General features: G+C 68.4%; 20 protein-coding genes. 6 read left to right on the forward strand and 14 right to left on the reverse strand.

Features of this window, described 5'->3' with window-relative positions; translation table 11 throughout:
- Positions 1-6 precede the first annotated feature (6 nt).
- The gene (locus DDT93_RS11995; RefSeq protein ID WP_109466084.1) at positions 7-1176 is read left to right on the forward strand and encodes a lytic murein transglycosylase; all 1170 of its coding nucleotides are present in this window, start codon (positions 7-9) and stop codon (positions 1174-1176) included.
- A gap of 364 nt (positions 1177-1540) precedes the next feature.
- Here DDT93_RS11995 and DDT93_RS12000 read toward each other — a convergent pair whose 3' ends face one another.
- Positions 1541-4996, reverse strand: a complete 3456-nt coding sequence (locus tag DDT93_RS12000) for a chromosome segregation SMC family protein (protein WP_109466085.1) — start codon at positions 4994-4996, stop codon at positions 1541-1543.
- A 197-nt stretch (positions 4997-5193) separates the two neighbouring features.
- On the opposite strand from DDT93_RS12000, the gene DDT93_RS12005 reads away from it, so the two are divergent.
- Positions 5194-5646 carry a GNAT family N-acetyltransferase gene (locus tag DDT93_RS12005; protein WP_109466086.1) on the forward strand — a complete coding sequence of 151 codons (453 nt, stop codon included), beginning with the start codon at positions 5194-5196 and terminating at the stop codon, positions 5644-5646.
- Between the two features lie 19 nt (positions 5647-5665).
- Here DDT93_RS12005 and DDT93_RS26745 read toward each other — a convergent pair whose 3' ends face one another.
- On the reverse strand, positions 5666-6067 hold the full coding sequence (locus DDT93_RS26745) for a hypothetical protein (RefSeq protein WP_198654829.1): 402 nt from the start codon (positions 6065-6067) through the stop codon (positions 5666-5668).
- 109 nt (positions 6068-6176) lie between these two features.
- Here DDT93_RS26745 and DDT93_RS12015 point away from each other — a divergent pair, with 109 nt between their 5' ends.
- Complete coding sequence (locus DDT93_RS12015; protein WP_109466087.1) at positions 6177-6947, forward strand: FadR/GntR family transcriptional regulator; 771 nt, start codon at positions 6177-6179, stop codon at positions 6945-6947.
- On the opposite strand, the gene scpB is transcribed toward DDT93_RS12015, so the two are convergent.
- From scpB to DDT93_RS12050, 7 genes are all read right to left on the reverse strand, one after another.
- A complete protein-coding gene (scpB, locus tag DDT93_RS12020; RefSeq protein ID WP_109466088.1) occupies positions 6944-7549 on the reverse strand; it encodes an SMC-Scp complex subunit ScpB in 606 nt (201 codons plus the stop codon). The genes DDT93_RS12015 and scpB overlap by 4 nt on opposite strands.
- A gap of 1 nt (position 7550) precedes the next feature.
- Positions 7551-8447 carry a DUF1403 family protein gene (locus DDT93_RS12025; protein WP_109466089.1) on the reverse strand — a complete coding sequence of 299 codons (897 nt, stop codon included), beginning with the start codon at positions 8445-8447 and terminating at the stop codon, positions 7551-7553.
- 171 nt (positions 8448-8618) lie between these two features.
- Positions 8619-9176, reverse strand: a complete 558-nt coding sequence (locus DDT93_RS12030) for a F0F1 ATP synthase subunit B (RefSeq protein ID WP_109466090.1) — start codon at positions 9174-9176, stop codon at positions 8619-8621.
- Positions 9177-9180: 4 nt separating this feature from the next.
- Positions 9181-9750, reverse strand: coding sequence for a F0F1 ATP synthase subunit B' (locus tag DDT93_RS12035; protein ID WP_109466091.1), 570 nt, complete (start codon positions 9748-9750; stop codon positions 9181-9183).
- Between the two features lie 89 nt (positions 9751-9839).
- Positions 9840-10076, reverse strand: coding sequence for a F0F1 ATP synthase subunit C (locus DDT93_RS12040; RefSeq protein ID WP_109466092.1), 237 nt, complete (start codon positions 10074-10076; stop codon positions 9840-9842).
- A gap of 67 nt (positions 10077-10143) precedes the next feature.
- Positions 10144-10902 (reverse strand): F0F1 ATP synthase subunit A, encoded by a 759-nt coding sequence (locus DDT93_RS12045; RefSeq protein WP_109466093.1) that lies wholly within the window; start codon positions 10900-10902, stop codon positions 10144-10146.
- A 4-nt stretch (positions 10903-10906) separates the two neighbouring features.
- Positions 10907-11239 (reverse strand): AtpZ/AtpI family protein, encoded by a 333-nt coding sequence (locus tag DDT93_RS12050; RefSeq protein ID WP_109466094.1) that lies wholly within the window; start codon positions 11237-11239, stop codon positions 10907-10909.
- Between the two features lie 231 nt (positions 11240-11470).
- On the opposite strand from DDT93_RS12050, the gene DDT93_RS12055 reads away from it, so the two are divergent.
- Positions 11471-11812 carry an ArsR/SmtB family transcription factor gene (locus DDT93_RS12055; RefSeq protein WP_109466095.1) on the forward strand — a complete coding sequence of 114 codons (342 nt, stop codon included), beginning with the start codon at positions 11471-11473 and terminating at the stop codon, positions 11810-11812.
- Positions 11813-11918: 106 nt separating this feature from the next.
- Here DDT93_RS12055 and DDT93_RS12060 read toward each other — a convergent pair whose 3' ends face one another.
- The gene (locus DDT93_RS12060; RefSeq protein ID WP_109466096.1) at positions 11919-12836 is read right to left on the reverse strand and encodes a DMT family transporter; all 918 of its coding nucleotides are present in this window, start codon (positions 12834-12836) and stop codon (positions 11919-11921) included.
- Entirely contained in the window at positions 12837-13712 is an 876-nt protein-coding gene (locus DDT93_RS12065; RefSeq protein ID WP_109466097.1) for a LysR family transcriptional regulator, read from the reverse strand.
- 140 nt (positions 13713-13852) lie between these two features.
- On the opposite strand from DDT93_RS12065, the gene DDT93_RS12070 reads away from it, so the two are divergent.
- On the forward strand, positions 13853-14431 hold the full coding sequence (locus DDT93_RS12070) for an FMN-dependent NADH-azoreductase (RefSeq protein WP_109466098.1): 579 nt from the start codon (positions 13853-13855) through the stop codon (positions 14429-14431).
- Between the two features lie 71 nt (positions 14432-14502).
- Here the strand turns inward: DDT93_RS12070 and DDT93_RS12075 are convergent, their stop codons facing one another.
- Positions 14503-19629, reverse strand: a complete 5127-nt coding sequence (locus DDT93_RS12075; RefSeq protein ID WP_198654830.1) for a beta strand repeat-containing protein — start codon at positions 19627-19629, stop codon at positions 14503-14505.
- 255 nt (positions 19630-19884) lie between these two features.
- Here DDT93_RS12075 and DDT93_RS12080 point away from each other — a divergent pair, with 255 nt between their 5' ends.
- On the forward strand, positions 19885-22107 hold the full coding sequence (locus DDT93_RS12080; RefSeq protein ID WP_198654831.1) for a CHASE2 domain-containing protein: 2223 nt from the start codon (positions 19885-19887) through the stop codon (positions 22105-22107).
- A 2-nt stretch (positions 22108-22109) separates the two neighbouring features.
- Here DDT93_RS12080 and DDT93_RS12085 read toward each other — a convergent pair whose 3' ends face one another.
- Entirely contained in the window at positions 22110-23432 is a 1323-nt protein-coding gene (locus DDT93_RS12085; protein WP_109466101.1) for an HlyD family type I secretion periplasmic adaptor subunit, read from the reverse strand.
- A 3-nt stretch (positions 23433-23435) separates the two neighbouring features.
- Complete coding sequence (locus DDT93_RS12090) at positions 23436-25595, reverse strand: type I secretion system permease/ATPase (protein ID WP_157960157.1); 2160 nt, start codon at positions 25593-25595, stop codon at positions 23436-23438.
- Between the last annotated feature and the right edge of the window lie 14 nt (positions 25596-25609).

Here is a 25609-nt window from a genome sequence, read left to right on the forward strand (position 1 = left end):
GAGCCCATGCGTTTTCTTGCCGTCCTTGCCGCCCTCTGCCTTTCGACCTCGCCCGCCCTCGCGCAATGTGGCGGTTCGTTTTCCGCCTTTGTGGCGGGCCTGAAACAGGAGGCCGTGGCCAAGGGGCACGCCCCCGCCACCGTCGATGCCTTCTTTCGCGGGGTTCAGCAGGATGGCGCGGTGCTCAAGGCCGACCGGGCGCAGGGGGTGTTCCAGAAGCCCTTCATTGATTTCACCCGCCACCTGATCTCGCAGGACCGGCTGAACAAGGGCCGTCAGAACGCCAAGAAGTACGATGCCGTCTTCAATCGGATCGAGCGCGACTACGGCGTTTCCCGTGGTGTGCTGCTGGCCTTCTGGGCCTTCGAGACCGACTACGGCGGGTTTCAGGGCAACTTCAACACCCGCAACGCGCTGGTGACGCTGGCGCATGACTGCCGCCGCCCGAACCTGTTCCGCCCGCAGATCTTCGGGGCGATCGAGCTGTACGAACACGGCGATTTCGACCCGCAGACCACCACGGGCGCCTGGGCCGGAGAGATCGGGATGGTGCAGATGCTGCCGCTCGACATCCTCGAGAACGGGGTGGATGGCGACGGCGACGGCCACGTCAGGCTCAAGACCTCGGCCCCGGACGCGCTGATGTCGGGCGGGCGGATGCTCAGCACGCTCGGCTGGCGCAAGGGCGAACCCTGGCTGCAGGAGGTCGTGCTGCCGCAGGGGATGGACTGGTCGCTGACCGGGCTGGATGAAACCCGCACCGTCGACCAGTGGACCCAGATGGGGGTCCGCCCGCGCGAGGGGCGTCTCGGGAACGGCAAGCTGCCCGCCTCGATCATCATTCCGCAGGGCTACAAGGGACCTGCCTTCATCGCGTATCCGAACTTCCGGGTCTACTTCGAGTGGAACCAGAGCTTTACCTATGTCCTGACCGCCGCCTATTTCGCGAACCGACTCGAAGGCGCGTCGGTCTTTGACGCGGGCACCCCGGATGCGGGCCTGTCGGGCCAGCAGATGAAGGCGCTGCAGCAGAAGTTGCAGGCGCGGGGGTACCATGTGGGCACGGTGGACGGCATCCTGGGGGCCAATACCCGCGACGCCGTGCGGGCGGAACAGAAGCGGCTGGGCATGATCGAGGACGGCTGGCCGACCTCGGCGCTGCTGAACCGGCTGTGACCCCGGCCGGCAACCAGCTGTAAACCACGAATTGGGAATTCGTTTACCGGTGACGGGGGGCGTGATAGACTAAGGGTCTCCAATATGTCGTTCTAGCTTCATCGCTTGAATAGTTGGCCGCGCAGGGGGGCTTTCCCTGCGCGGCCTTTCCTTTTCGGCCTATTGGCCGGTCAGGAGCCGGATGACGGTCACCAGCAGCATGGCTGCCGAGAGGATCACCATCCATTTCCAATAGGTTTGTTCGCTCAGCTTCATCACCTCCGATCACCGCGAAGGGTCGCGGCATCGGCAGGCTAATCGCAGCACGGTTAAGAAAGGCCCAAGCCCAGCGGTGACAGCCAAGTTCGGCGGGCAGTGCCCGGGCTTACGCCACCAGTTGCTCGGCCTTCTTGAGGTCGACCGAGACCAGCTGGCTCACGCCCTGTTCCTGCATCGTCACGCCGAACAGGCGGTCCATCCGGCTCATCGTCACCGCGTGGTGGGTGATGATCAGGAACCGCGTTTCCGTCCGGCGGCACATCTCGTCCAGCAGATCGCAGAAGCGGGTCACGTTGGCGTCGTCGAGCGGCGCGTCGACCTCGTCGAGCACGCAGATCGGGGCCGGGTTGGCGAGGAAGACGGCGAAGATCAGCGCCATCGCGGTCAGGGTCTGTTCGCCGCCCGAGAGCAGCGAGAGGGTCGACAGCTTCTTGCCCGGCGGCTGGCACATGATCTCGAGCCCGGCCTCGAGCGGGTCGTCGCTCTCGACCATGACGAGGTTCGCCTCGCCGCCGCCGAAGAGGTGACGGAACAGCATCGAGAAGTTCGAGTTCACCTGCTCGAAGGCAGTCAGCAGACGCTCGCGCCCCTCGCGGTTGAGGCTGGCGATGCCGGTGCGCAGCGCCTTGATCGCCTCCTCGAGGTCGGCCTTCTCGCTCTGCAGCGTGTCGTGCTCTTCCTGCACCTCGCGCGCGTCTTCCTCGGCGCGCAGGTTCACGGCCCCAAGCGCGTCACGCTGGCGCTTGTAGCGGTTCACATCGGCTTCCAGCGTGTCGGTGGTCGGCATCTGGTCGGGCGCGGTGTCGAGCCGGTTGAGCAGCTGGTTCGGCGTGACCTGCTGATCTTCGGCGATGCGCTCGGCCGCCTGCGCGACCGTCTCGCGCGCGGCCTCGGCGCGGGCCTGGGCGGCGGCGCGGGCCTCGCGGGCCTCGGAGGCGGCACGCTCCGCATCGCGTTCGGCCTGGGAGGTCTCGCGCAGCGTCGCCTCGCCCTGCGTCAGCGCATCGGCGGCTCCGGCGCGGCGCTTCTCGGCATGGGCGATCTGGATCGAGAGCTCGTCGCGCTCCTCGGCCAGCCGTTCGGGGGTAGCGCTCGCCTCCTCCAGTTCCTCCTGCGTTTCGTCCTTGCGCTCCACCAGTTCGGCGATGCGGCGCTCGGCGGTGTCGAGCCGGTGACGCCAGCCGCTGATCTCCTTGGTGACCTCCTGCGCGCGCCGGGTGCGGGCCTCGCCCTCGCGGCGGATCTCGTCGTGGTGCGACCGGCGGGTCATCATGGTGATCCGCGCGGCCTCGACCGTCTGCTTGATCTCCTCGATCCGGTCACGGGCGCTGGCGAGGTCGCCCAGCCCGGCCAGCGCGGTCTCGGCTTCCTTGACCTGCGACCGGGCCGAGAGGGCATCCTCGTTGTGCCGCGCAACCGCCAGCGCGAGGTTTTCCAGCCGACCCTGCGCAAGGTTGCGCTCGGACTCGGCGCGGGATAGGGCGCGGGCCGCCTCGGCCACGGCCTGATCGGCGCGGCGGCGCGCCTCGCGGGCAAGGCGGTCGGCCTCGGTGCGCTCGGCCAGCAGGCGTTTCAGCGTCTCGTGCGCGGCGGTCGCGCCTTCGACGCGGGCGGTGACCTCGGCCATCTCCTGCTTGAGCGCTTCGAGCCGGTTCAGCTGCTCCAGCCGCAGGGCGGCGGCCGAGGGCGCATCCTCGGACCACGCGCGGTAGCCGTCCCAGCGCCAGAGGTCGCCCTCGAGCGAAACGAGGCGCTGGCCGGGCTTGAGCTGGGCCTGCAGCGCGGCGCCCTCGTCGGCGTCCACCAGCCCGATCTGGTCGATCCGGCGGGACAGCGCGGCGGGGCCCTTGACGTGGAGCGAGAGCGGGATCACCCCGGCGGGCAGCGCCTGCGCGGTGGTGTAATTGCCGATCTCGACCCAGCCGGAGGGGCCGTCGGCCTCGACCAGCGGGGCGCGCAGATCGTCGGCCAGAGCAGCGCCGAGCGCCTTTTCGTAGCCGGGCGCCACCTTCATGTCGTCGAGGACCTGCCCGCCCTCGGCGGTGTCGCGGCTGAGCAGCTTGGCCAGCGCGGTGACCTCGGCGCGCAGCGCCCCGGCCTCGCCCTCGGCCTCGGACCTCTGGGCGCGGGCGTCGGCCTCGCGCGACTGGGTCTCGGCACGGGCGTCGTCGGCGGCGGCGAGCGCTTCCTCGGCGGCCTCGGCGGCGGCGACCGCCTCTTCCTCGGCGGACTGCGCGGTCTCGAAGTCGGACCCGGCCTTGCCGAGGGCGGCGCGCGCATCCTCGACGGCGGTGCGGGCCTTGATCGCCTCGCCCTCGGCACGGGCCAGGGTCTTCTGGCTGTCGTCCAGCAGGCGCTGCGCCGACTGGTGGCGCGCGGCGAGGCGGGCGACGTCCTCGGTTTCTTCGCTCAGCAGGCTCTCGCGGTCCTGCAGCACATGCGCCGCCTCGTGCGAGGCGTCAGACGCCTCGGCCAGCTTGTCCGCATGTCCCTCGCCAGCCTTGGCGAGTTCCTTCTGCTCCCATTCCAGCCGCTCGATCGTCTCGCCCGCGTCGCGGTTGAGGCCGCTCTCGCGCTCGATATCCCGGGTCAGCTGTTCGATCCGGCCCATCAGGGTCTGGATCTGCTGGCGCGCGCGCTCTTCCTGATCCTTCAGGGCGTCGCGCTGGACCGAGATGCGCTGGAGCACGGCGGAGGCGATGGCCTCCTCCTCGCGCAGGGGCGGCAGGGCCTCTTCGGCGGCGGCGCGGGCCTTGATCGATTGTTGGGCCAGCGTCTCGGCGCGGGCCGCGGCGGTGGTGCGCTCGCGCAGCGCTTCCTCGGCGGCAGAGCGGGCCTCGTCGGCGTCGCGCCAGCGGCGATAGAGCAGCATGCCTTCGGACTGGCGCAGCGCCTCGCCGATCTCGCGGTAGCGGGCGGCCTGACGGGCCTGCCGGGCCAGCTGGGCCAATTGTTGGGCGAGCTGTTCCAGCACGTCGTCGACGCGGGTCAGGTTGCTCTCGGCGCCGTTCAGCTTCAGCTCGGCCTCGTGCCGGCGCTGGTAGAGGCCCGAGATGCCGGCGGCCTCTTCGAGGATGCGGCGGCGGGCCTGCGGCTTGGCGTTGATCAGCTCGGAAATCTGGCCCTGCCGCACGAGAGCGGGCGAATGCGCGCCGGTGGAGGCATCGGCGAACAGCATCTGGACGTCGCGGGCGCGCACGTCCTTGGTGTTGGCCTTGTAGGCCGAGCCGACGTCGCGGGTGATGCGGCGGATGATCTCCAGCTGGTCCTGATCGTTGAACCCGGCGGGCGCGAGGCGCTCGGAGTTGTCGAGGATCAGCGACACCTCGGCAAAGTTGCGGGCCGGGCGGGTGGCGGCCCCGGCAAAGATCACGTCTTCCATGCCGCCGCCGCGCATCGCGGTCGGGCGGTTCTCGCCCATGACCCAGCGCAGCGCTTCGAGCAGGTTGGACTTGCCACAGCCGTTCGGGCCGACCACGCCGGTCAGACCATCGGCGATGATCAGATCGGTGGGGTCGACGAAGCTCTTGAACCCGGTCAGTCTGAGTTTGGTGAAACGCAAGGCTGCGGCTGGTCCCTTGATTCCGGTTTGCCGTTCAGATTGGGGCGCGAGGGCCCCGTGAGTCAAGGTTGCGCCGCTGTATCTGGGATTTGGCCCCGGGTTATCCACAAGATGTTGCGGATTCTCGCCGGTGAACCGGCTTGACCCCGGCGGGGTGCCCCGCTTTTCTGTCAAAGCTTTGAAACGGGGGCAAGACGATGGCGATCACGATCCGCGAGGCCGACCCAAGGGAACCCGGCGCGCGTGCCCTGATTGAAAGCGGTCAGGCCATGATCCGCGACCTGTTCCACCCGGAGGTGATCCGGTTCCTGCCGCTCGTCGCCCTGGCGGGCGACGACGTCAGCTTCTACGTGGCCGAGGCGGAGGGCGTGCCGCTGGGCTGCGCCGCGCTGGTCGACAAGCACGCCTATGGCGAGGTCAAGTCGATGTTCGTGACCGATGCGGCGCGCGGGCGCGGTGTGGGCACTGCCCTGCTCGACCGGCTGGAGGAGCGGGCGCGCGAGATCGGGCTGGCGATGCTCAAGCTGGAGACCGGCCCCCTGCTGGAAGCCGCGCGCAGGCTCTACGAGCGTCAGGGGTTCGTACCCTGCCCGCCCTATGGCGGGTTCACCGCCGAGGGCAGCAGCATCTTCATGGAAAAGCACCTGTGAGGCACGGGCCGCCCGGGGCCTAGATCGGGTCACAGTCGAACTCCGCGTAGCGGCGGCCGCCTGTTCCCGTGGCGCGGGTTTCGAGGCAACTGTACCCGGACGGCACGGAGAGAGGCGCGGTCGGGTCGCGCACGCCCTTGCAGGCGAGGAGGCCCGTGAACACCGCTTGATCGCCGCGCAGGTCGGACACAACGCAGCCGCTGGCAAGGGTCATGGCGGCGACGGCGCGGGCTGCAATCGGGCCCGCGCGGGGCGCATAGCGCGTGTTGAGGCGGATCGCCTCGGCCAGGCGGCCACTGAGACGCACATCAAAGATGTCCCCCGCTATGGCGATGCGGGTCACGGCCCGGTCGCGAAAGGCGAGGCCGGGCGTATCGCAGGCGGCGAGCATCACGAGAAGCAGGAGCAGGGCACGGATCATGCCGCCAGACTTGCACGGGACGGGTTAACAATCCCTTGCGCAGCGGGCAAAATCCATTGAGCCGCCCCGGGGCGGGGCCTATGAAGGCGAAACGACAACAGGACGAGCCATGCCGTTTCAGAAAGTGCAGCCTGAGAAACTCTCGACCTCGGTGGTGCGCCAGATCGAACTGCTCATCCTGCGCGGCATTCTGCGCCCCGGAGAACGGCTGCCCGCCGAACGCGAACTGGCGGAGCGCCTTGGCGTCTCGCGCCCCTCGCTGCGCGAGGCGATTGCCGAGTTGCAGGACGAGGGGCTGCTGACGGCGCGCGCGGGGTCGGGAATCTACGTGGCCGAGGTGCTGGGTTCGGCCTTTTCCCCTGCCCTGCAACGCCTCTTCGCCACCCACGAGGAAGCGATGTTCGACTATGTCGCCTTTCGCCGCGACATGGAGGCGCTCGCCGCCGAGCGCGCGGCGCGCTACGGCTCGGACAGTGATCTGCAGGTGATCCAGACCGTCTTTGACAAGATGGAAGCGAGCCTGACCAAGCGCAACGCCAAGGAAGAGGCCAAGCTGGACGCGCAGTTCCATTCGTCCATCATCGAGGCCAGCCACAACGTGGTGATGCTGCACATGATGCGTTCGATGTACGACCTGCTGCGCGAGGGCGTGTTCTACAACCGGCAGGTCATGTTCGCGCAGCGCACCTCGCGGACCGCCCTGCTGGACCAGCACCGCGCCATCAACGATGCGCTGCAGGCCCGCGACCCAGAGGGCGCGGCGCGGGCGGTGCGCGCGCATCTCGACTATGTCGAACAGGCGTTGCGGGACCAGCAACGCGCGAGGCGCAACGAGGAAATCGCGCGCCAGCGGCTCGATCACGAGCGCGGCCAGCGTTAGGGGCTGGCAGCGGCCCGGCCCAGACCGGCGTCATCGAGCTGTTCACGGTCCGGCAGGTCGCGCAGGCTCTCCATTCCGAAGACCGTCAGGAAGTGGGCAGTGGTGACAAAGGTATAGGGCGCGCCCCGGCGCGGGTCGCGCGGCCCGGTGGCGATCAGGTCGCGGGCGTGCAGCCGCCCGATCAGGTCGCGCGCGATCTCCTTGCCGAATATCTCGCGCAGCCCCTCGCGGGTGATGGGCTGGTAATAGGCGATGGCGGCGAGGACAGCGGCATCGAATTCCTTCAGGTCCAGTTCCTGCCCCGAAACGTCCGCCGCCTCGCGCACTGCGGCGGCATAGGCGGGCCGCGTCCGCATGAACCAGCCCTCGGGGGTGCGGACGACCTCGAAGGCGCGGTCGGCCAGATCAGCGGCAAGGTCATCGACCAGCAGTTCCACCGGGGCATCCGCGCCCACCACGCGCGCCAGCGCCTCGCGCGGGACGGGGCTGGCCGAGGCGAAGAGAACCGCCTCGATCCGGCCCATCCACTCGCGCCAGCGGCGCTCTGGCGGCAGCGCGGCGAGGTCGCGGTCAAGTCCGGCGGGTTTCGCGGCGCGCGCCATGTCAGAGCCCGTAAAGGCGGAAGCTGTCCCGCCCGGTCAGTTCGCGCACCACGCCAAGGCTGACCAGCCGGTCGCAGAGGCGCCGCGCCGCGCGGTCGGACAGGTAGGCCCTGAGGGCGGCGGGAGACACCGCGTCGCGGCTGAGGAAGAGGTCGACCGCCGGTTGCGCGCCCTTGGCCCGCAGGCGGGGTGCCACGGCTGCAAGCCGCGTGGCCCGCCGAGTGAGGTCGGCGGCAAGCCGGAGGGCGGTGTCCGCCCCTGCGACGGCGGCAAGGTGGCAGGCGTGGCGCAGGTCCGCCCCGGTGCGGCGCAGGTCGCGGGCCGAGAGTTCGGAGGCCAGCACCGGAACCGCGTGTCGCCAGCCAAGCGCCTCGGCAAGGGCGGCCTCGGCCAGGATCAGCGCGGTCGCTTCGGCCCGGGGCCGGGCGGCGAGCACCGTTTCGATGACCTCGGCGGCGCGGGCGGGAGGGGTCAGCCCGTGCGACGGGGCAGCCAGCCAACCGGCGATTTCGGCCTCGCTGCAGTCGGGCAGTGCCCCGGCCAGAGCCTTGGGCGAGAGCGGGCGCGCGAGGGCTTCATGCCAGGCCATGTGGACCTCACCAGCGGGGCCCGGATGGTCGCCGGGGCGCAGGAGGTGCAGCGCGTCGCGCAGGTCCGACGCCCGTTCGGGACGCCCGGCGAGGACGGTACAGGCCTCGGCCGCAGCAAGGGCGAGGCGGTCGCGCAGCAGGGCCTGCGGCAGGTCGGGGCGCTGCAATGCAAGATGCAGGACCGAGAGCGCGGCCCCGGCGGCAAAGGCGGTTTCCTCGGGCGTCTGCGAACGGTGCGCCCGGGCCCAGACCGGCAGGGTGACCGGGGGCTCCTGTGGATCGCGCAGCGGAGGCGAGGCGGTGTTCATGCCACAAGGTTAGCCTGCAACGGCGCTATTGACCACCAAATAGTGATTAAAGCGCCGCCCAGTCCACACGATTGATCCGCGAAGCCGCGGCAGTGCCCTTGCATCGGTCAGAAACAGAAAAACCCGGCACGAGGCCGGGTTTTCCAAGGTCTTTCGCTGGTCCGAACCGGATCAGTGCAGCTTGGCATCCACCTGCTTGATCGAGGCGTCGATCAGCTTGTTGGCTTCGGCTGCGGTCATCTGCTTGGCCAGAACTTCCTTGGCGGCGGCGATGGCGATGGTGATCGCACGGTCGCGCACTTCCTTCACCGCGCCAGCCTGGGCCGAGGCGATCTGCTCTTCGGCTGCGGCGAGACGGCGGGCGATGGACTTCTGCAGGTCGGCCTTGGCCTGCTCCGCGGCCTGTGCGGCCTCGGTGCGGGCGGTGGCGACGATGCGGTCCGCCTGATCCTGCATTTCCTTCTGCTTGCGCTCGTAGGACGCCAGAATGGTCTGGGCTTCCTCGCGCAGCGCGCGGGCCTCGTCGAGTTCCGACTTGATCCCTTCGGCCCGCTTGTCGAGCTGGGCACCGATCAGGCCGGGGACCTTGAAGTAGAACAGGACCGCGACGAAGAGGATGAAGGCCAGCAACACGATGAAGTTCGTGTTGTGGAGCGAGAAGAACGGGCCGGTGGCCGCGAAGGCCGGGCTTGCGCTGACGGTGAGGATAAGGGCGAGAGCTTTCCGCATTGTCTTATCCTTTCACGCGCGCGCCGACCGCGCCGTCGATTGCGGCTGCGTCGGACTTGCCGCCCAGGGCCGCAACCAGCTCGGCCGCGGTATCCTTGGCCACCTCTTCCACGGCGGCGAGGGCGCCGGCGCGGATGTCAGCAATGGCTTTCTCCGATTCCGCCGCTTTTTCGGCGATCTCGGCATCGGCCTTGGCGATGGCATCGTCCAGGTCAGCCTGGATCTCGGCGCGGGTCGCGGCGGCGATGCGGGTCGCTTCGGCCCGGGCATCCGCGAGCGCCTTGTTGTAGGCCTCCTCGGCTTCGACGGCCTTGGCCTTGAGGTCTTCGGCGGCGGCCAGGTCGTTGGTGATCGTTCCTGCCCGTTCGGCGAGGATCGCCGCGATGCGCGGCAGGGCCACGCGGGACAGCACGAGGTAGATCACGACCAGCGTGACGGCGAGCCAGAAGATCTGGTTCGGGAATGTGCCGAAATCGAGCTGCGGCATCCCCGGAGCCGCGTCGGCGGAATGCGCGGCAACGCCTACGGCGTCTGCCAGGCCTTCGCCTGCGGCTTCATGCGTCTCAGTTGCCATGTCGTTCTCCCTTGGAGCTTGCCGTTAAACCGGGCGGCGCCGGGGATATCCCGCCGCCGCCCAGCCGTAAGGAAACGGATCCGAGAGAGTTAGACGGCGAACATCAGCAGCAGAGCGACGAGGAACGAGAAGATCCCCAGGGCTTCTGCGAATGCGATGCCGATGAACAGGGTCGCGGTCTGGGAGGCAGCAGCCGACGGGTTGCGCAGGGCGCCCGCCAGGTAGTTGCCGGCAACGTTGCCCACACCGACGGCTGCGCCGCCCATGCCGATCGATGCCAGACCTGCGCCGATGAATGCGCCCATTTGTGCGATATCGCCTTCCATGATTTCTCTCCTTACGATGGAATTGGATGATGGATTTGCGGTCGCGGACCGTGGTCCGCGCCGGTGATCAGTGATGCGGGTGCAGCGCGTCCTTCAGGTAGACGCACGTCAGGATGATGAACACGTAGGCCTGGATGAAGGCCACCAGGACCTCGAGACCGTACATCGCGGTGATCGCGACAACCGACAGCGGCGAGATCGCGGCGATGGCGGCAAAGCCCGCGAACACCTTGATCACCGCGTGGCCGGCCATCATGTTGCCGGCAAGTCGGATGGAGTGGCTGACCGGGCGCACGAAGTAGGAAATGATCTCGATCACGGCCAGGATCGGGCGCAGCGGCAGCGGTGCCGCAGAGACCCAGAACAGGCCCAGGAACGAGACGCCGTTCTTGATGAAGCCCAGGATGGTCACGCTGAGGAACACCAGCACGGCCAGGACCGCGGTCACCGCGATGTGGCTGGTGGTGGTGAAGGCCATCGGGATCAGGCCGAGGAAGTTGGCCAGCACGATGAACATGAACAGGGTCATCACGTAGGGGAAGTACTTGACGCCTTCCTTGCCGGTGACGTCCTCGAGCATCTTGTAGATGAAGCCGTAGGCCATCTCGGCGACGGACTGGCCGCGCGAGGGCACGATGGCGCGCTTGGAGGTGCTGAGCACCAGCAGGGCGATGACTGCCAGGATGGTGATGCCCATCCACAGGGTCACGTTGGTCGGGGTATACCAGGCCACCGGACCGTCGCCGAACAGCGGTTTGACGATGAACTGATCCATCGGGTGAAAGACCAGGCCGCCGCCTTCTGCCCCATGCGCTTCGCTTGCCATCCGTTCACTTCCTCTCGTCGTCCCCGGCCGACCGGGCCAGGTGGTCTTTTTGCAGCTCCTGAGCACTGCGAAGCATCACCTTGATGCCGGCCGCGAGCCCCAGCAATGTAAACAGCACCAGAAAGATCGGGAGCGTCCCGAGCAGGCGGTCGAGCCCGTATCCGATGCCAAAGCCGATCAGCAGACCGGCTACAAGTTCCGTCACCATCCGCCAGCCGATATCGGCACGGGAATAGTCGTGTTCGCCGTGGGATTTCTTCGGCTGGTCGGTCTTCTTCGCCGCCGCGATCCGTTCCTCCAGCCGCGCAAGGCGCTGCTTTGGGTCGTCTTCGCTCACCGTCGTATCCCTCGCGATCGTCGAGGGAGTTGCTATTCGGCGGGAAGGTTTGAGTCAATTGCTTAAAGGCCGCAGGAGATGCGTACCTAAGGTGTTGTTATTTATCAAATTTCTTTATCGCAAAGGGGGAGTGCGTCGCGGCCACGGGCGGCGGAGAGCCGGATTCAGGCCCGAATGGCATATTCAACCATTCGGTTGACGATAATTCGGGGCTGCGGCAAGGCTTTGGACATGGCCACCGATCTCGACACCGTATTCGCCGCACTCGCCGACCCGACGCGGCGCGAGATCCTCCGCATGCTGCTGGAGGATGACATGGCGGTGACCGATGTGGCGGAGCCGTTCGAGATGTCGCTGGCCGCGATCTCGAAGCACCTGGTGATCCTGACCCGCGCCGGGCTGATCAGCCAGGACAAGAGGGGCCGGGTGAAATGGTGCAAGCTTGAACCCGATGCCATGCGGGCGGCATCGGTCTGGATGCAGGGCTTCGGCCAGTTCGAGCCCGTGAACCTCGAGGCGTTTGAACGGTTCCTCGCGCGCGAGCTGGCCGATCCCGACGGGGACGCGGCCTAGATCACGCCGAACGCAAAGCGGAGAATGGCCAGGACGATGACGACAAGTCCGACAAGATAGATGATGCTGCGCATGGCGGATGGTTCCTGTTCTGTTGCGGTCAGGCTCAACGCCGCTGACTGCGCAGAGTTCCGCCGACCGGTGCGGATTCATCTCTGAGCAGCATCAGAACCGCCAGCGCGCTGAGCGCGATCCCGAACCAGACCAGCCCCGAAGGCGCCCCGTTGCCGAGCGCGACCTCCCACAGGATCACCCAGCTGGGGGTGAGATAGGTATAGGCCATGACCTTGGCCGAAGGCAGGCGCAGGGTGGCGAACTGCAACAGAACGAAGGTGGCGGCGCTGGCAAAGATGGCCACATAGCCGAGCGCGATCCAGACGATGGGGCGCAGGTGCAGCCAGTCGGTCGCGAGGATGTCGTTCCAGCCGTAGAGGGTAAGAAGGAGGCAGCCCGCCAGCAGCATACCGAAGGTAAAGACCACCGCGGGCTCTCCCCGGTTCAGCTTGCGCACCATGGGCGTGTAGGCGGCATGGGCCACGCAGCCCCAGAAGTAGATGATCTCGCCCTTGCCCGGGTGGAAGGCCAGCAGCGCGGCAAGGTCGGCCCGGAAGATCACCCAGAGCGCCCCTGCCCCGCCGATGGCCAGCGCCAGCGCCATGCGCGGCGTGGTGATCTGGCGCAGCAGCAGGTAGCCGAAGAGGGCCGAGAGGATCGGTGTCAGGGTAAAGACGGCCGAGGCGCTGACCGGCTCTGCCGTCTTCAGCCCCTCGAACATCAGCACGAAGTAGGTGGCGAACATGCCACCCAGCAGAAGATAGCGCCACGGCGCGGCGGCGGCCTTGCGCGGGATGCCGGTGGTGAGCGAGGCCGCAATGCCGATGACTACGGCGGCGATGGCAAAGCGCGCGGCGTTCAGCGCGGCCGGCGCGATGTCATTGGCGACGATGGCACCTAGCGAGAAGGACCCGGCGACCAGCGCCGAGAACAGCAGCATGGCCACGTGGCCGGCGGTATTGGGCGACATTCAGGTCCAGTCCTGCGAGCGTTCCTTGAGGAACTTTAGGAAGCTCTGCACCTTGTTGGTGCGGTGGAGATCCACGTGGGTCACCAGCCAGAGCGGCGCGGTCCAGTCGTCGCGCGGCCCCATGATCCGCACGAGGTCCGGCAGGCGGCTGGCCTCGCAGTCGGTCATGAACCCGATACCGGCGCCGGAGAGCACCGCCTCCTTCACCGTGTGCTCGCTGGTCACCCGGAAGGCGATGCGGTCGGCGGTGACGTTGTCGCGCAGCCAGCGGTAGAAGGGCGCGCGGCTGTCCGGGTCCTCGGGTCCGATGAACCAGTGCGCGGCGAAATCGGGCACCGTGGAGGGCTGGCCGTGTTCCTTGATGTAGCTGCTGCTGGCATAGAGGCTGATGGCCTGCCGCACGAAGGGCTGCACCACGTTGTCGGGCTGGTCCGGCGGCGAGCCGGCACGGATCGCGACATGCGCCTCGCCGTATTCCAGCCGGAACAGGCGGCCGCTGGTGAGGTAGCGCACGCGCAGGCCCGGGTGCATCTTCTGGAAGTCAGTCAGCACCGGCACGAGGATCGGCGCCATTGAGTCGAGCGAGGTGACCACGAGGTCGCCCGCGACGTCGCTGCCCTGCCCGCGCAGACGCGCGACGAGCTGGTTGAACTGGTCGTCCGTCGCCTGAGCTACCCGCAGCAGGTCGGCGCCCGCCTCGGTCGGCGTATAGCCCCGGGCATGGCGCTGGAACAGCTTGACCCCGATGCGCGCCTCGATGGCGTCGATGTGCCGGATCACCGTGGCATGGTGTACGCCAAGCACCTCGGCGGCGCCGCTGACCGTGCCCATGCGCGCGACCTGGAAAGCGGTGCGCACCTCGTCCCAATTGTCCACGCTGTCAAATCCTTTTCTGTGCACCAGCTCACAACTGATCTAAATTCTGGCCTGTTGAGTTCGGACATGCAACGCACAAATCTCTGTCATCGACATAATCCGGAACCCCTCCGTTCCCCCGTAATCCGAAGGACAGACCAATGACCACTCTTCTGCATATCGACTCTTCCGTCCGCCCGAGCGCATCCGTCAGCCGGGCCCTCACTTCTGCCATCGTCAAGCAGGTCGGCGCCGACAAGGTGATCTACCGTGACCTGAGCAAGCCGCTGCCCGCCATCGACGAAGCCTGGATCGGCGCGAACTTCACCCCGGCCGAGAGCCGCAGCGCCGAGCAGACCGAACTGCTCTCGCTCTCCGAGGAGCTGCTGGGCGAACTGGAAGCCGCGGACACCATCGTGATCGGTGCGGCCATGTACAACTTCGGCGTCTCCGCACCGCTGAAAACCTGGATCGACCTGATCGCCCGCGCCGGTCGTTCGTTCAAGTACACCGAAGCCGGCCCGCAGGGCCTGCTGACCGGCAAGAAGGCGATCATCGCCGTTGCCACCGGCGGCACGCCGGTCGGGTCGGACTTCGACTTCGTGTCGGGCTACCTGAAGTTCATCCTGAACTTCGTCGGCATCTCGGACGTGACCGTGATCAAGGCCGACCAGGTCGACGCCAGCCTCGACGAGAAGCTGGTCGCCGTTAAGGCCGACATCGAGGCGCTGGCTGCCTGAGCCACTGCGCACCGGACAAACGCAGGGCCGCGCTCTTACCAGCGCGGCCCTGTCGCGTTGCGGGTTCCGGTTCAGCCGTTGGCCACGGTGACGGCGATATCGCTGTCAGCCGCCAGCGTGGCGAGCACTTCCGAGCCCGAGCTGAACTGGTAGACGTGCAGCTCGGTCCCGGCCATGTCGACCGTGGTGCCGGTGTCCACCACCGTCGCGCCCTCGCCCGCGACCAGCGTCAGCCGGTCGGAACTGTCGCCGAGGACGGTGACGCTCTCGGGCAGATCCGCGCCCAGCAGCCCTTCGAGCAGCCGGTCGCCGCCGTCCGAGAGGGTGAGGACATCGCCGAGAGAGAGGGTCAGCCTGTTGGCCTCTCCGTTCTCCATGTCGATCTCCTCGATCCCCGAGAGGTCGACGAGATCCATCATCCCACGGTCCAGATTGCCGCCGAAGTCCACGACCAGCGTGTCGCGGCCCGGCCCTCCGTCGAGCCTCTCCGGTGCGCCGGAGGCCGAAAGATCGGCACTGTCGAGCAGGATGCGGTCGTCGCCCCGCCCGCCATAGACCCGGTCGGTGCCGGTTCCCGGCGCCAGCAGGTCGTCGCCCGCATGGCCGCGCAACACATCGTCCCCCGTCCCGCCTGACAGGCTGTCGTCGAGATCGGCCCCGATTAGCCGGTCGTTGCCCTCGGTGCCCTCCAGCGTCAGCCCGGTGACGGTGCTGCGCGGGGAAGCGGCTGCCGCGCTGGCACCGACGTTGATCGTCACCGTTCCCTCGGCGCTGTCGCCGTTGCTGTCCGTCACAAGGTAGCTGAAGCTGTCGGTGCCGGTGTAGCCGATGTCCGGCTGGTAGCTGTAGGTGCCCTCGCCGGTCAGCGAGAGCGACCCGTGCTGTGGCGTGTCTCCCCCGATAGCGAAGGTCAGCGCGTCGCCCTCATTGTCGGTCGCGGGCAGTTGCCCGCTGATCACGGAGTTCTTGCTCACCGAGAGGACGAGGTTTTCGACCGTCGGCGCATCGTTGGTTCCGGTGATGGTGACGGTCACGACCTGCGTGGCCGAGCCGCTCGCCCCATCGCTCACCGTGGCCGTGAAGCTTTCCGACACCACCTGCCCCTCGACAAGGGCGTCCGCCCCGGCGCCGGCGGTGTAGGTCCAGACGCCGCTGGCCGCGATGGCGAAGGTGCCGTAGGTCCCCGAGGCCGACCCGGACCAGGTGAGGGTGTCGCCGTCGACGTCGCTGGCGGTGAGCGTTCCGCCGGTGCCGGGCGCAGTATCCTCGGTGACCGAGCCCTTGGCGGCGGCGGTGGAACTGGTGACCACCGGCTGATCGTTGGTGCCGGTCAGGGTGATGGTCACGGTTTTCGTCGCCGTGGCCCCGGCCTCGTCGGTGACGGTGGCGACGAAGGAGTCCGTTTTGGTTTCCCCCGCGGCAAGGCCCTCGGCGGCGGTTCCTGCGGTGTAGCTCCAGCTTCCGCCCGAGGTGATGGCGAAGGTCCCGTATGTCCCGGTGGCCGAGCCGCTCCAGTTGAGCGCGTCGCCATCCGCGTCAGTCGCCGTCAGGGTGCCGGTGGCCGTGGGTGAGGTATTCTCGGTCACCGCCCCCTTCGCCGCCGCGTTGGAACTGGTAATGACCGGCGCGTCATTGGTGCCGGTCAGGGTGATCGTGACCACCTGAGTCGCCGTTGCGCCGCTCTCGTCCGTCACCGTCGCGGTGAAGGTCTCGGTCGCGGTCTCGCCTGTTGAAAGCGCCTCGGCCCCGGTGCCTGCCGTGTAGGTCCAGGTGCCCGAGGTGGCCATGACGAAGGCGCCATAGGTCCCGGTGGCCGAGCCGCTCCACGTCAGCGTGTCGCCATCCGCGTCCGACGCGGTCAGGGTCCCGGTGGCGGTGGGCGAGGTGTTCTCGGTCACCGACCCCTTCGCTGCCGCGTTGGAACTGGTGATCACCGGCGCGTCGTTGGTGCCCGTCAGCGTGATCGTGACCACCTGCGTCGCCGTCGCGCCGCTCTCGTCCGTGACTGTCGCCGTGAAGGTTTCGGTCGCGGTCTCGCCTGCGGCAAGTGCTTCGGCCCCGGTGCCCGCCGTGTAGGTCCAGATGCCCGAACTAGACATGACGAAGGCGCCATAGGTCCCGGTGGCCGAGCCGCTCCACGTCAGCGTGTCGCCGTCCGAGTCAGAGGCGGCCAGCGTGCCGGAGGCCGTGGGCGTGGTGTTCTCGGTCACCGACCCGCGCGCATCGGCGGCGCTGCTGGTGATGACGGGGCCGTCATTGGCCCCGGTGATCGTTATGGTCACGACCTTCGTCGCCGTCGCCCCGTTTTCGTCGGTGACTGTCGCCGTGAAGGTCTCGGTTGCCGTCTCGCCTGTGGAAAGCGCCTCGGCCCCGGTGCCTGCCGTATAGGTCCAGGTGCCGGAGCTCGTCATGACGAAGGCACCGTAGGTTCCGGTGGCCGAGCCGCTCCAGGTGAGCGTGTCGCCATCCGCGTCCGAGGCGGTCAGCGTGCCGGTTGCGGTGGGTGCGGTGTTCTCGGTCACCGACCCGCGCGCCGCCGCGTTGGAGCTGGTGATCACCGGCGCGTCGTTGGTGCCGGTCAGCGTGATCGTCACGATCTGGAACGAGGTCTCGCCGTCTTCGTCCGTCACGGTCGCCGTGAAGGTCTCGGTCGCGGTTTCTCCGGCGGCCAGTGCCTCGGCCCCGGTGCCCGCCGTATAGGTCCAGGTGCCCGAGGCGGCGATGACGAAGGACCCGTAGGTGCCGGTCGCCGTCCCGCTCCACGTCAGTGCGCCGCCTTCCGGATCGCTGGCGGTCAGCGTGCCGGTCGCGGTGGGCGAGGTGTTCTCGGTCACCGCCCCCCGCGCGTCGGCGGCGCTGCTGGTGATGATGGGGCCGTCGCCGGTGCCGGTCAGGGTGATGGTGACAATCTGGGTCGCCGTCTCGCCCTCACCGTCGGTCACGGTGGCGGTGAAACTCTCGGTCGCGGTCGCGCCGGGCGACAGGACATCGGCAGCCGGACCGGCGGTATAGGTCCAGGTGCCGCCCGAGGTGATCACGAAGGAGCCATAGGTGCCGCTGGCCGACCCGCTCCAGGTGACAGCGCCGCCATCGGGGTCGGTCGCGGTGAGGATTCCGGTGGCGGTGGGCGAGAGGTCCTCGACCACCGCACCCCGCGCGTCGGCGGCGCTGCTGGTGATCACCGGGCCATCGCCGGTGCCGGTCAGGGTGATCGTCACCGACTGTGTCGCGGTTTCGCCGGTGGCGTCGGTGACGGTGGCGGTAAAACTCTCGGTGACGGTTTCTCCCTCGGCCAGCGCCTCGGCACCGGTGCCAGCGGTGTAAGTCCAGGTGCCGTCCGTGGCGATGACGAAGCTGCCGTAGGTGCCGGTCGCCGACCCGCTCCAGCTCAGCGCGTCGCCGTCGGGATCGCTGGCGGTCAGCCGCCCGGTGGCCGTCGGCGCGCTGTTCTCGACCACGGAGCCGGAGGCATCGGCCTCGGTGCTGGTGACCAGCGGCGCGTCGGGGGTGCCGGTCACGGTGACGGTCACCACCTGCTGCGCCGTCGCGCCGTCGTCGTCGGTGACGGCGATCAGGAAGCTGTCGGTGCCGCTGAAATCGGGATCGGGGGTGTAGAGCCAGACCCCGTCGTGGGCGACCAGAACGCTGCCATGCGCGGCGCCACTGACCAGCGCGTACTCGAGAACGTCGCTGTCGACGTCGCTTGCCACCGCCTGCCCGCGATAGACGTTGTCCTCGGTCACGGTGACGCTCTCGTCGGGGATCGTCGGCGCATCGTTCACCGGCAGGACGTTGATGGTCACCGTCCCGGTCTCGACCGTGCCGCCGGGTCCGGTCACGAAATAGGTGAAGGCGTCGATGCCGTTGAAATCCTGATCGGGCACGTAGGAAAAGCTGCCGTCCGGATCGACCTCGAGGCTCCCGTTCTTCGGCTGGGTCGAGATGGTGATGGTCTCGGTGCCCTCCTGAACGTCGAGCTTGCCGCCGATCTGGCTGCCCTCGTCGAGATCCTCGAGGCCGGTCAGGCGGATGCTCTTCTGTCCCGGCTCGTCCGGCAGGGTGTTGCGGCCCTCGTCTAGGTTCTGGTCGGTCTTGTCCTGCGTCGGTGCGGGCGCGGGGGGCTGGGTCGGTTCCGGCGCGGTCTCCTGATCCTGGTTGTCGAGGTCGATGTTGTCCTCGCCGCCGGAGTCCCCGAGGCCCGGCGCATCGGGCGTTCCGCCGTTGTTGCCGTTGCCGAGTTCGACGAAGTTGCCGCCGCTCTGGAAACGCGAGACGGCGGACTGGTAGGCCGCGACGGCGTCGAGCATCAGCGCGGTGTCCGAAGTGATGTCATCCGCGCTGAGGGGCACTTCGCGCGTCTCGCCCTCCGCCGTCGAGACGATCCACTTGACGTCGGTCTGGGTGATGGTGGTGATCAGCGACCCCGCGAGGTCATACAGCGCGACACGGCCGGTGTGGCCATCGGGGTCGACCGTCAGCGTGACCTCGGCCGTCGAGATGCCGTCGGCGGTCTGCACGTCGACAAGGACGGTGGTGCCCCGGATGCCCATCGTGGCCGAGGGCGTGGTGACGTCCATGCCGCCGGTTTCGGCCACCTTGCCCGCGATGAAGACGAAGCCGCCCTGCACGAGGTTGAAGGTTGCGGAATTGCCCTGCCCCGCCGGGTTGTAGATCAGGCTGTCGATGACCATCCGGCTGCCGGGTGCGAGGGTGAAGATGGTGCCGTCGACGAAGGTGACCGACAGCTTGCCGCCATCGCCGGCCTGGAGGACGTCGTTGAGGAAGATCTTCGAGCCGACGCCGAGCGGTTCGGTGACCCCGTCGCTGCGCTGAACGCTGGCGGCCCCGCCCAGCGTCTCGACCTGCCCGATCGGGTCCGCGCCCTGCGGCGCCCCGGCCTGGGCGTACTGGCCCGGCGCCTCCGGACCGGCGAGCCGCTCGACGAGCGGGGCACGCAGGATCGAGCCTTCGCCGGTCTGGAGATCGACCGGCGCTCCGGCGCGGAAGTAGTCGGGAATGCGCAGGTCCGCCGCGCCCTGATGGGCCGGGTCATGCAGCACGAGGTCGCGGCCATCGCGCGTGAAGTCCGCCCCCAGCAGCGGGAACCCGTCGGGGACGACCAGTGGCCCGGCGTCCGGAAGATGGAGAATGGTCTGAGTGCCCGGAGACAGCTCCGCGCCGCGCATTTCAATGGACATCGCCCTTGCCCCCCGGGTGATGAATGACTTGTTCAGAATGGAGCAGAGCATACAGTGCCGAAGTGACCCTGCGGAAATAAACGCACGCGGAGTCCGGGAAATATTCAGATCCCGGCATGGATTCATGCAATTTCCCGTCCCCTCGCCCCAGGATCGCGGCCCCGGAGACCCGAAAACCCCGGGAACGGCGCAGGAATCCCGCATCTGACGAGAGAAATGTTGCGCAAATCGAATCGGCGCATTCTAGTTTTCGGCATGTATCGGTGGTTTCTGCGCTGGATCGGCTGGGCCCGGCTGGTGGCCGTCCTCCTCGTCGCCTTCGCGGTCGGGGTCAGGATACAGGATTCGATCCCGGTGCAGATGGTGCGCAACGGCGCCTTCGACCTCTACCAACGTATCTCGCCCCGGCCGTTGCAGCCCTTTCCCGTGGCGATCCTCGACGTGGACGACCGCAGCATCGCGGAGATCGGGCAGTGGCCGTGGCCCCGGACCCGCTTTGCCGAACTGGTGGACAAGGCGACGGCGGATGGCGCGGTGGCGATCGGCTTCGACATCGTCTTTGCCGAGCCTGACCGGCTGACGCCCGCCCGGGTCGCTGCCGACAACCCCGCCCTGCCCGCGCCCCTTGCCGAGGCGCTGGCCGAACTGCCCGACAACGACGCGGTGCTGGCCCGCGCCTTTGCCGGGTCGCGCGTGGTGGTCGGCCAGACCAGCATCCGCAGCTCGCTCTCGGCGCCGGTCAGTTCAAGGGACCTGCCCGATGTCGCCTATGCCACGCTGGGGCCGGACCCGACGCCCTACCTGATGAGCTTTCCCGAACTGATCGAGAACCTGCCCGAGCTGGAGGCTGCGGCGGCGGGGCGGGGCGTGTTCAACGTGCGGCCCGATCACGACGGGGTCTACCGGCGCGCGCCGATGGTGGTGCAGGTCGCGGGCCACCTGCGCATGGGCCTTTCCCCCGAGCTGTTGCGCGTGGCGACCGGCGGCGCGCCCTTCGCCATCCGCACCAACGACGCGGGGATCGACGGCGTGGTGCTCGCCGGGCGGCTGGTGCCGACCTCGGAAGACGGGACGGTGCACCCCTACCTGACGCCCTCGACCCCCGAGCGCTTTGTCTCGGCCGCCGACGTGATCTCGGGGCGGATGCCCCCCGGGCGGCTCGCCGGTCACCTCGTCCTTGTCGGGACATCCGCCATCGGGCTGGAGGATTACCGCGCCACGCCGCTGGGCGTGCAGATGGCCGGGGTCGAAATCCATGCGCAGATGCTGGAGAACATGTTGTCGGAAACGCTGCTGGTGCGGCCCAACTACGCCATCGGGGCCGAGATCATCGCCATGCTGGTGATGTGCTTTCTGATCGTGGTGCTCTCGCCGGTCTCGAACGCGAAATTGCTGATCACCTCGGCGCTCTTGTTCCTCGCGTCCTTCGCGCTGTTCTCCTACGGGCTGTTCGCCAAGTACCGGCTGCTGATCGACCCGAGCTTTCCGGTGCTCTCCTCGCTGGCCACGATCATGTATATGGCGACGACGAACTACCTCAGGGAAGAGCGGCGGCGGATGCGGATCCGCGCGGCCTTTGGGCAATATGTCTCGAAGGACCTCGTGGCGGAACTGTCGGACAGCGAGGAGGGGCTGAAGCTTGGCGGCGAGAACCGCGAGATCACGCTGCTGTTCAGCGACGTGCGGGGCTTTACCGCCATCGCCGAGAGTTTCCGCGACGATCCCGGCGGTCTGACCCGGCTGATGAACCGGTTCCTGAACCTGCTCTCCTTCGCCATCCTCGACGAGAAGGGCACCATCGACAAGTTCATGGGCGACGCGGTGATGGCCTTCTGGAATGCACCGCTCGATCATCCCGACCATTGTGCCGCCGCCTGCCGCGCGGCGCTGCGGATGAAAGCCGACGTGGACCGGCTGAACAAGGAGCGGCGCCTGATCGCCGAGCAGGAGAAACGGGTGTTCCGGCTGATCGACATCGGGATCGGTATCAACACCGGGGTCTGCACGGTGGGCAACATGGGGTCGGACATGCGGTTTGACTATACCGCGATGGGTGACCCGGTGAACCTCGCCTCGCGGCTGGAGGGGCAGTCGCGCCACTATGGCACCGCGATCATCGTGGGATCGTCGACCGAGGCGGCGGTGCGGGGCAAGTTCGCGATGCTCGAACTCGACCTGATCCGGGTCAAGGGCAAGGCCCAGCCCGAACGTGTCTTTGCCCTGCTGGGGGACGCGCGGGCGCTGGCCTCGGCCGGGTTCGGGAGCCTGCTGCGCCTGAACGTCGAGATGCTGGAAGCCTACCGGGCCCAGCGCTGGGACGAGGCGGAGACCGTGATGGCCGAGCTGGAGCCGCTGGCCCTGCGCCTCGACGCGGCGCTGAAGCCTCATTTCGCGGCGCTGCGCGAGTCGATGGCGCGATACCGCGAAACGCCCCCCGGCCCGGACTGGGACGGGGTCTATGACGCGACCTCGAAGTAGGGCTAACCCTCGCGCAGCGCCTCGGAGCGGATGCGCAGGACCGGGGCCAGAAGGTAGCTGAGGACCGACCGGCGGCCGGTCTGGATATCGACCCGGGCGCGCATCCCGGGTGTGACCGGCAGAAGGTTGTCGCCGGACCCGAGGTCCGAGCGGTCGGTGCGGATCGTCACGCGGAAGAACTCCCGCCCGTCCTGGGTGCGGATGGTATCGGCGCCGATGCGGGCCACCTCGCCCTCCATCGCGCCGTAGACGAGGTAGTCGTAGGCGGTAATCTTGACCGAGGCCTTTTCGCCGGGGCGGATGAAGGCGACGTCCTTGGGCAGGATATCGACCTCGACCTGCAGGCTGTCGTCGACCGGCACGATCTCGACCAGCGGGCGGCCCGGTTCGACCACCTCGCCCAGCGTGGTCACATTCACCGCGTTCACGGTGCCCCGGATCGGGGCGACCAGCTGGGTGCGGGTCACCTTGTCGGTCGCCGCGCGCAGGGTCTCGCGCACCACGGCCAGTTCCAGCCCCAGCTTGGCCAGCCTCTGCCGGGCGGTGAGCACGTAGCCCGAGCGCGCCACGGCGATTTCGTTCCCGGCTTCGCGGATGGCGGCCTGCAGCGTCGGCTCCTGCGCGCGACCGACGGCAAGGTTGCCTTCCAGCTCGGCCAGTTTCGAGCGGAGGCGCAGCAGTTCGATACGCGGCACCGCGCCACGGGTGGCGAGATCCTCGGTCAGGTCCGCCTCTTCGCGCAGGGGCGCGATGATGCTCTCCTGCTTGGCCCGGTCGGCCAGCAGTTCCTCCAGCGCCGCCTTCTTCTGCGCGAGGCGATCTTCCAGTACGGCCAGTTCCCCGTCGAGTTGCAGGACGCGGGATTGCAGCACCTCCATCTCGGCCAGCACCGCGGCGGGGGCACGCTGCTGCAGGTCGGCGGGCAACTCCGGGTCGCGGTCCAGCGCGATCTCGGCATGGAGGCGCCATTCCTCGGCCATCAGCGCCGCCTCGCGCTCCAGCAGTTCGCCGCGCTCGGCCACGGCTGCGGTGTCGTCGACCAGCATCAGCACCTGCCCGGCCTCGACGCTGTCGCCCTCGGCAACCTCGATGCGACGGACGATCGCGGGCTCCAGCGTCTGCACCACCTGTATCTGGCGCGAGGGCACCACGCGGCCTTCGCCCCGCGTGACCTCGTCGATCTCGAACCAGCTGGCCCAGACCAGAAAGGCCGCGATGCCGCCCCCGATCAGCAGAAGCAGGAACCACGCGCCGCGCGCAGTGCCAAGCCGGCGGGCCCGGCCGGGGTTTACCATGAACTCTTCCTGCGTCCGCGGACCGAACATGGCTCAGCCCTCCATCCGGGGCGCAGGCTGGGCCGCGCGCAGCCGTGCCAGCACCTCGTCCCGTGGTCCGTCCAGCGCCTTGCGGCCCCGGTCCAGCACGATGAAACGGTCGGCGACTTCGGCCAGCGACATGCGGTGGGTGCAGAAGATCATGGTGATCCGCCCTGCCCCGAAGGCGCCGAGGCGCTGGATCACGGCGGTCTCCATCTGCAGGTCCATCGCGTTGGTGGGCTCGTCCAGGAACAGGACCCGGGGCTTGCGCAGCAGCAGGCGGGCCAGGGCGACGCCCTGCCGCTGGCCGCCGGACAGGCGGTTGCCCTTCTCGCCGATGAACAGGTTCAGCCCCTCGGGGTGCGCGGCGGCGAACCCGTCGATCCCGGCGAGGTAGAGCGCCTGACGGATCTCCTCATCGCTGGCCCCGGGACGCCCGATGGTCAGGTTCTCGCGCAGGGTGCCGGTGAACAGCTCGCTCTCCTGCGTCAGGTAACCCACGCCCTGCCGCAGCTCGGCGGGCTCGTATTGCGAGATGCCGTGCCCGTCGATCAGGATGGTGCCGCTGTCGGCCTGCAGCAGGCCGTTCAGCAGTTTGCCCGTGGTGGTCTTGCCCGAGCCGACCCGGCCCAGCAGCGCCACCCGTTCGCCCGCGCGGATATCTAGCGAGAGATCGGCCAGCGCGGGTTGGTCGGTGCCCGGGTAGCGGAAGGTGACATTGCGCAGCGCGATATCGCCGCGCGCGATCCTGAGGCTGCTCTTCATGCGCGACCCGGTTTCGCGCGGCAGCTCCATGATCTCGTTCAGCACGGCCATCGCCCGGCGCGCGTAGTTGGCCCGGAACAGGGTCTGCGCCACGGCGGCCAGCGGCGCCAGCACCCGGCCCGAGAGGATGTTGGCGGCGATCAGGGCGCCGATGGTGATGCGCTGCTCGGACACGAGGTAGACGCCCCAGAAGATGATCACGACGCTCACCCCCTGCTGGACAAACTGGGTGGCGCTGGTGGCGAAGCCGGACCAGAACCGCGTGCGCCCGCCGATGCGCGAGGACGCGGCAACCGCGTTCTCCCATTCGCGCTGCATCACCGGTTCGGCGTTCAGGCTCTTGACCGCCTCGATGCCCAGCAGCGTCTCGACCAGCACCACGTGGCGCTTGGTGGCGAGGCGCTGCGCCTGATCTGCGCTTTGCGAGAGCGGCACCTGCGCCAGCAGGGCAAAGACCAGAACGACCGGCACGGCGCAGAGGGGCACCCAGGCAAGCGGCCCGACGATGAAGAACAGCGCGGCGACGAAGACACCGATGAAGAGGAGATCGATCATCGCCACGAAACTGGCCGAGCCGAAGAAATCGCGCACCGTCTCGAAATCGCGGATGGCGTTGGCCATGCCCGCCGCGCCACCGGGGCGCGACAGCAGGCGGGCATGCATCATCTGGTCGAACAGCCGGGCGGCCGCGCCAAGGTCGACGCGGCGGGCGAGGTTCTCCAGCACCGAGACCCGCAGGCTGCGGAGGGCGAAGTCGAGAAGCAGCGCCAACAGCACCCCGATGGCGAGCGTCCAGAGGGTGACGAAGGCGAGGTTGGGAATGACCCGGTCGTAGACGTTCATGACGAAGAGCGGCACCGCCAGCGTCAGCAGGTTGAGGCAGAGCGCGGCGACAAAGACCTGGGCGATGGCGCCCCGGTTGGCGCGCAGGGCGCCCCAGAACCAGTGCCCGTCTTCGTTCGGCGTGGACGCTCCGGCGTCGGGCGCCGCCTCGGCGATCTGCGGGGCCACCAGCAGAACGCGCCGCCCGAACTCGCGGCGCAGCACCCGGCGGGGCAGGTCCTGCTCGGCCCCGCTGCCGGGATCGACGATGCGAAAGCGCCGCCCGCCCCTGGCCTGCGCCGTCAGCAGCACCGGGCTGCCGTCGCGGCGGAAGATCACGCAGGGCAGGACGCCGGGGTCGACGGAACCGGGGCGCTGGGACACCAGCGCCGCCCGCAGGCCAACGTGGGAAAGCGCGCGGACCATGTTCTCGGGCGCTGTCAGGTTCAGCCCCTCGGGCAACGCGGAGCGCAGGGCGGTTTCGGAGAAGGCGCGGCGATGCACCCGCGCCAGCTGCGCGATCAGCGCGAGGCCCGGATCAGGAGCGGTGGCTGCGCTGGCGAGGCTTTCGCCGACCGTGTCCATGTCCACCCCGTCTT

It is taken from the genome of Albibacillus kandeliae, assembly GCF_003116585.1.
GTDB lineage: Bacteria > Pseudomonadota > Alphaproteobacteria > Rhodobacterales > Rhodobacteraceae > Albibacillus > Albibacillus kandeliae.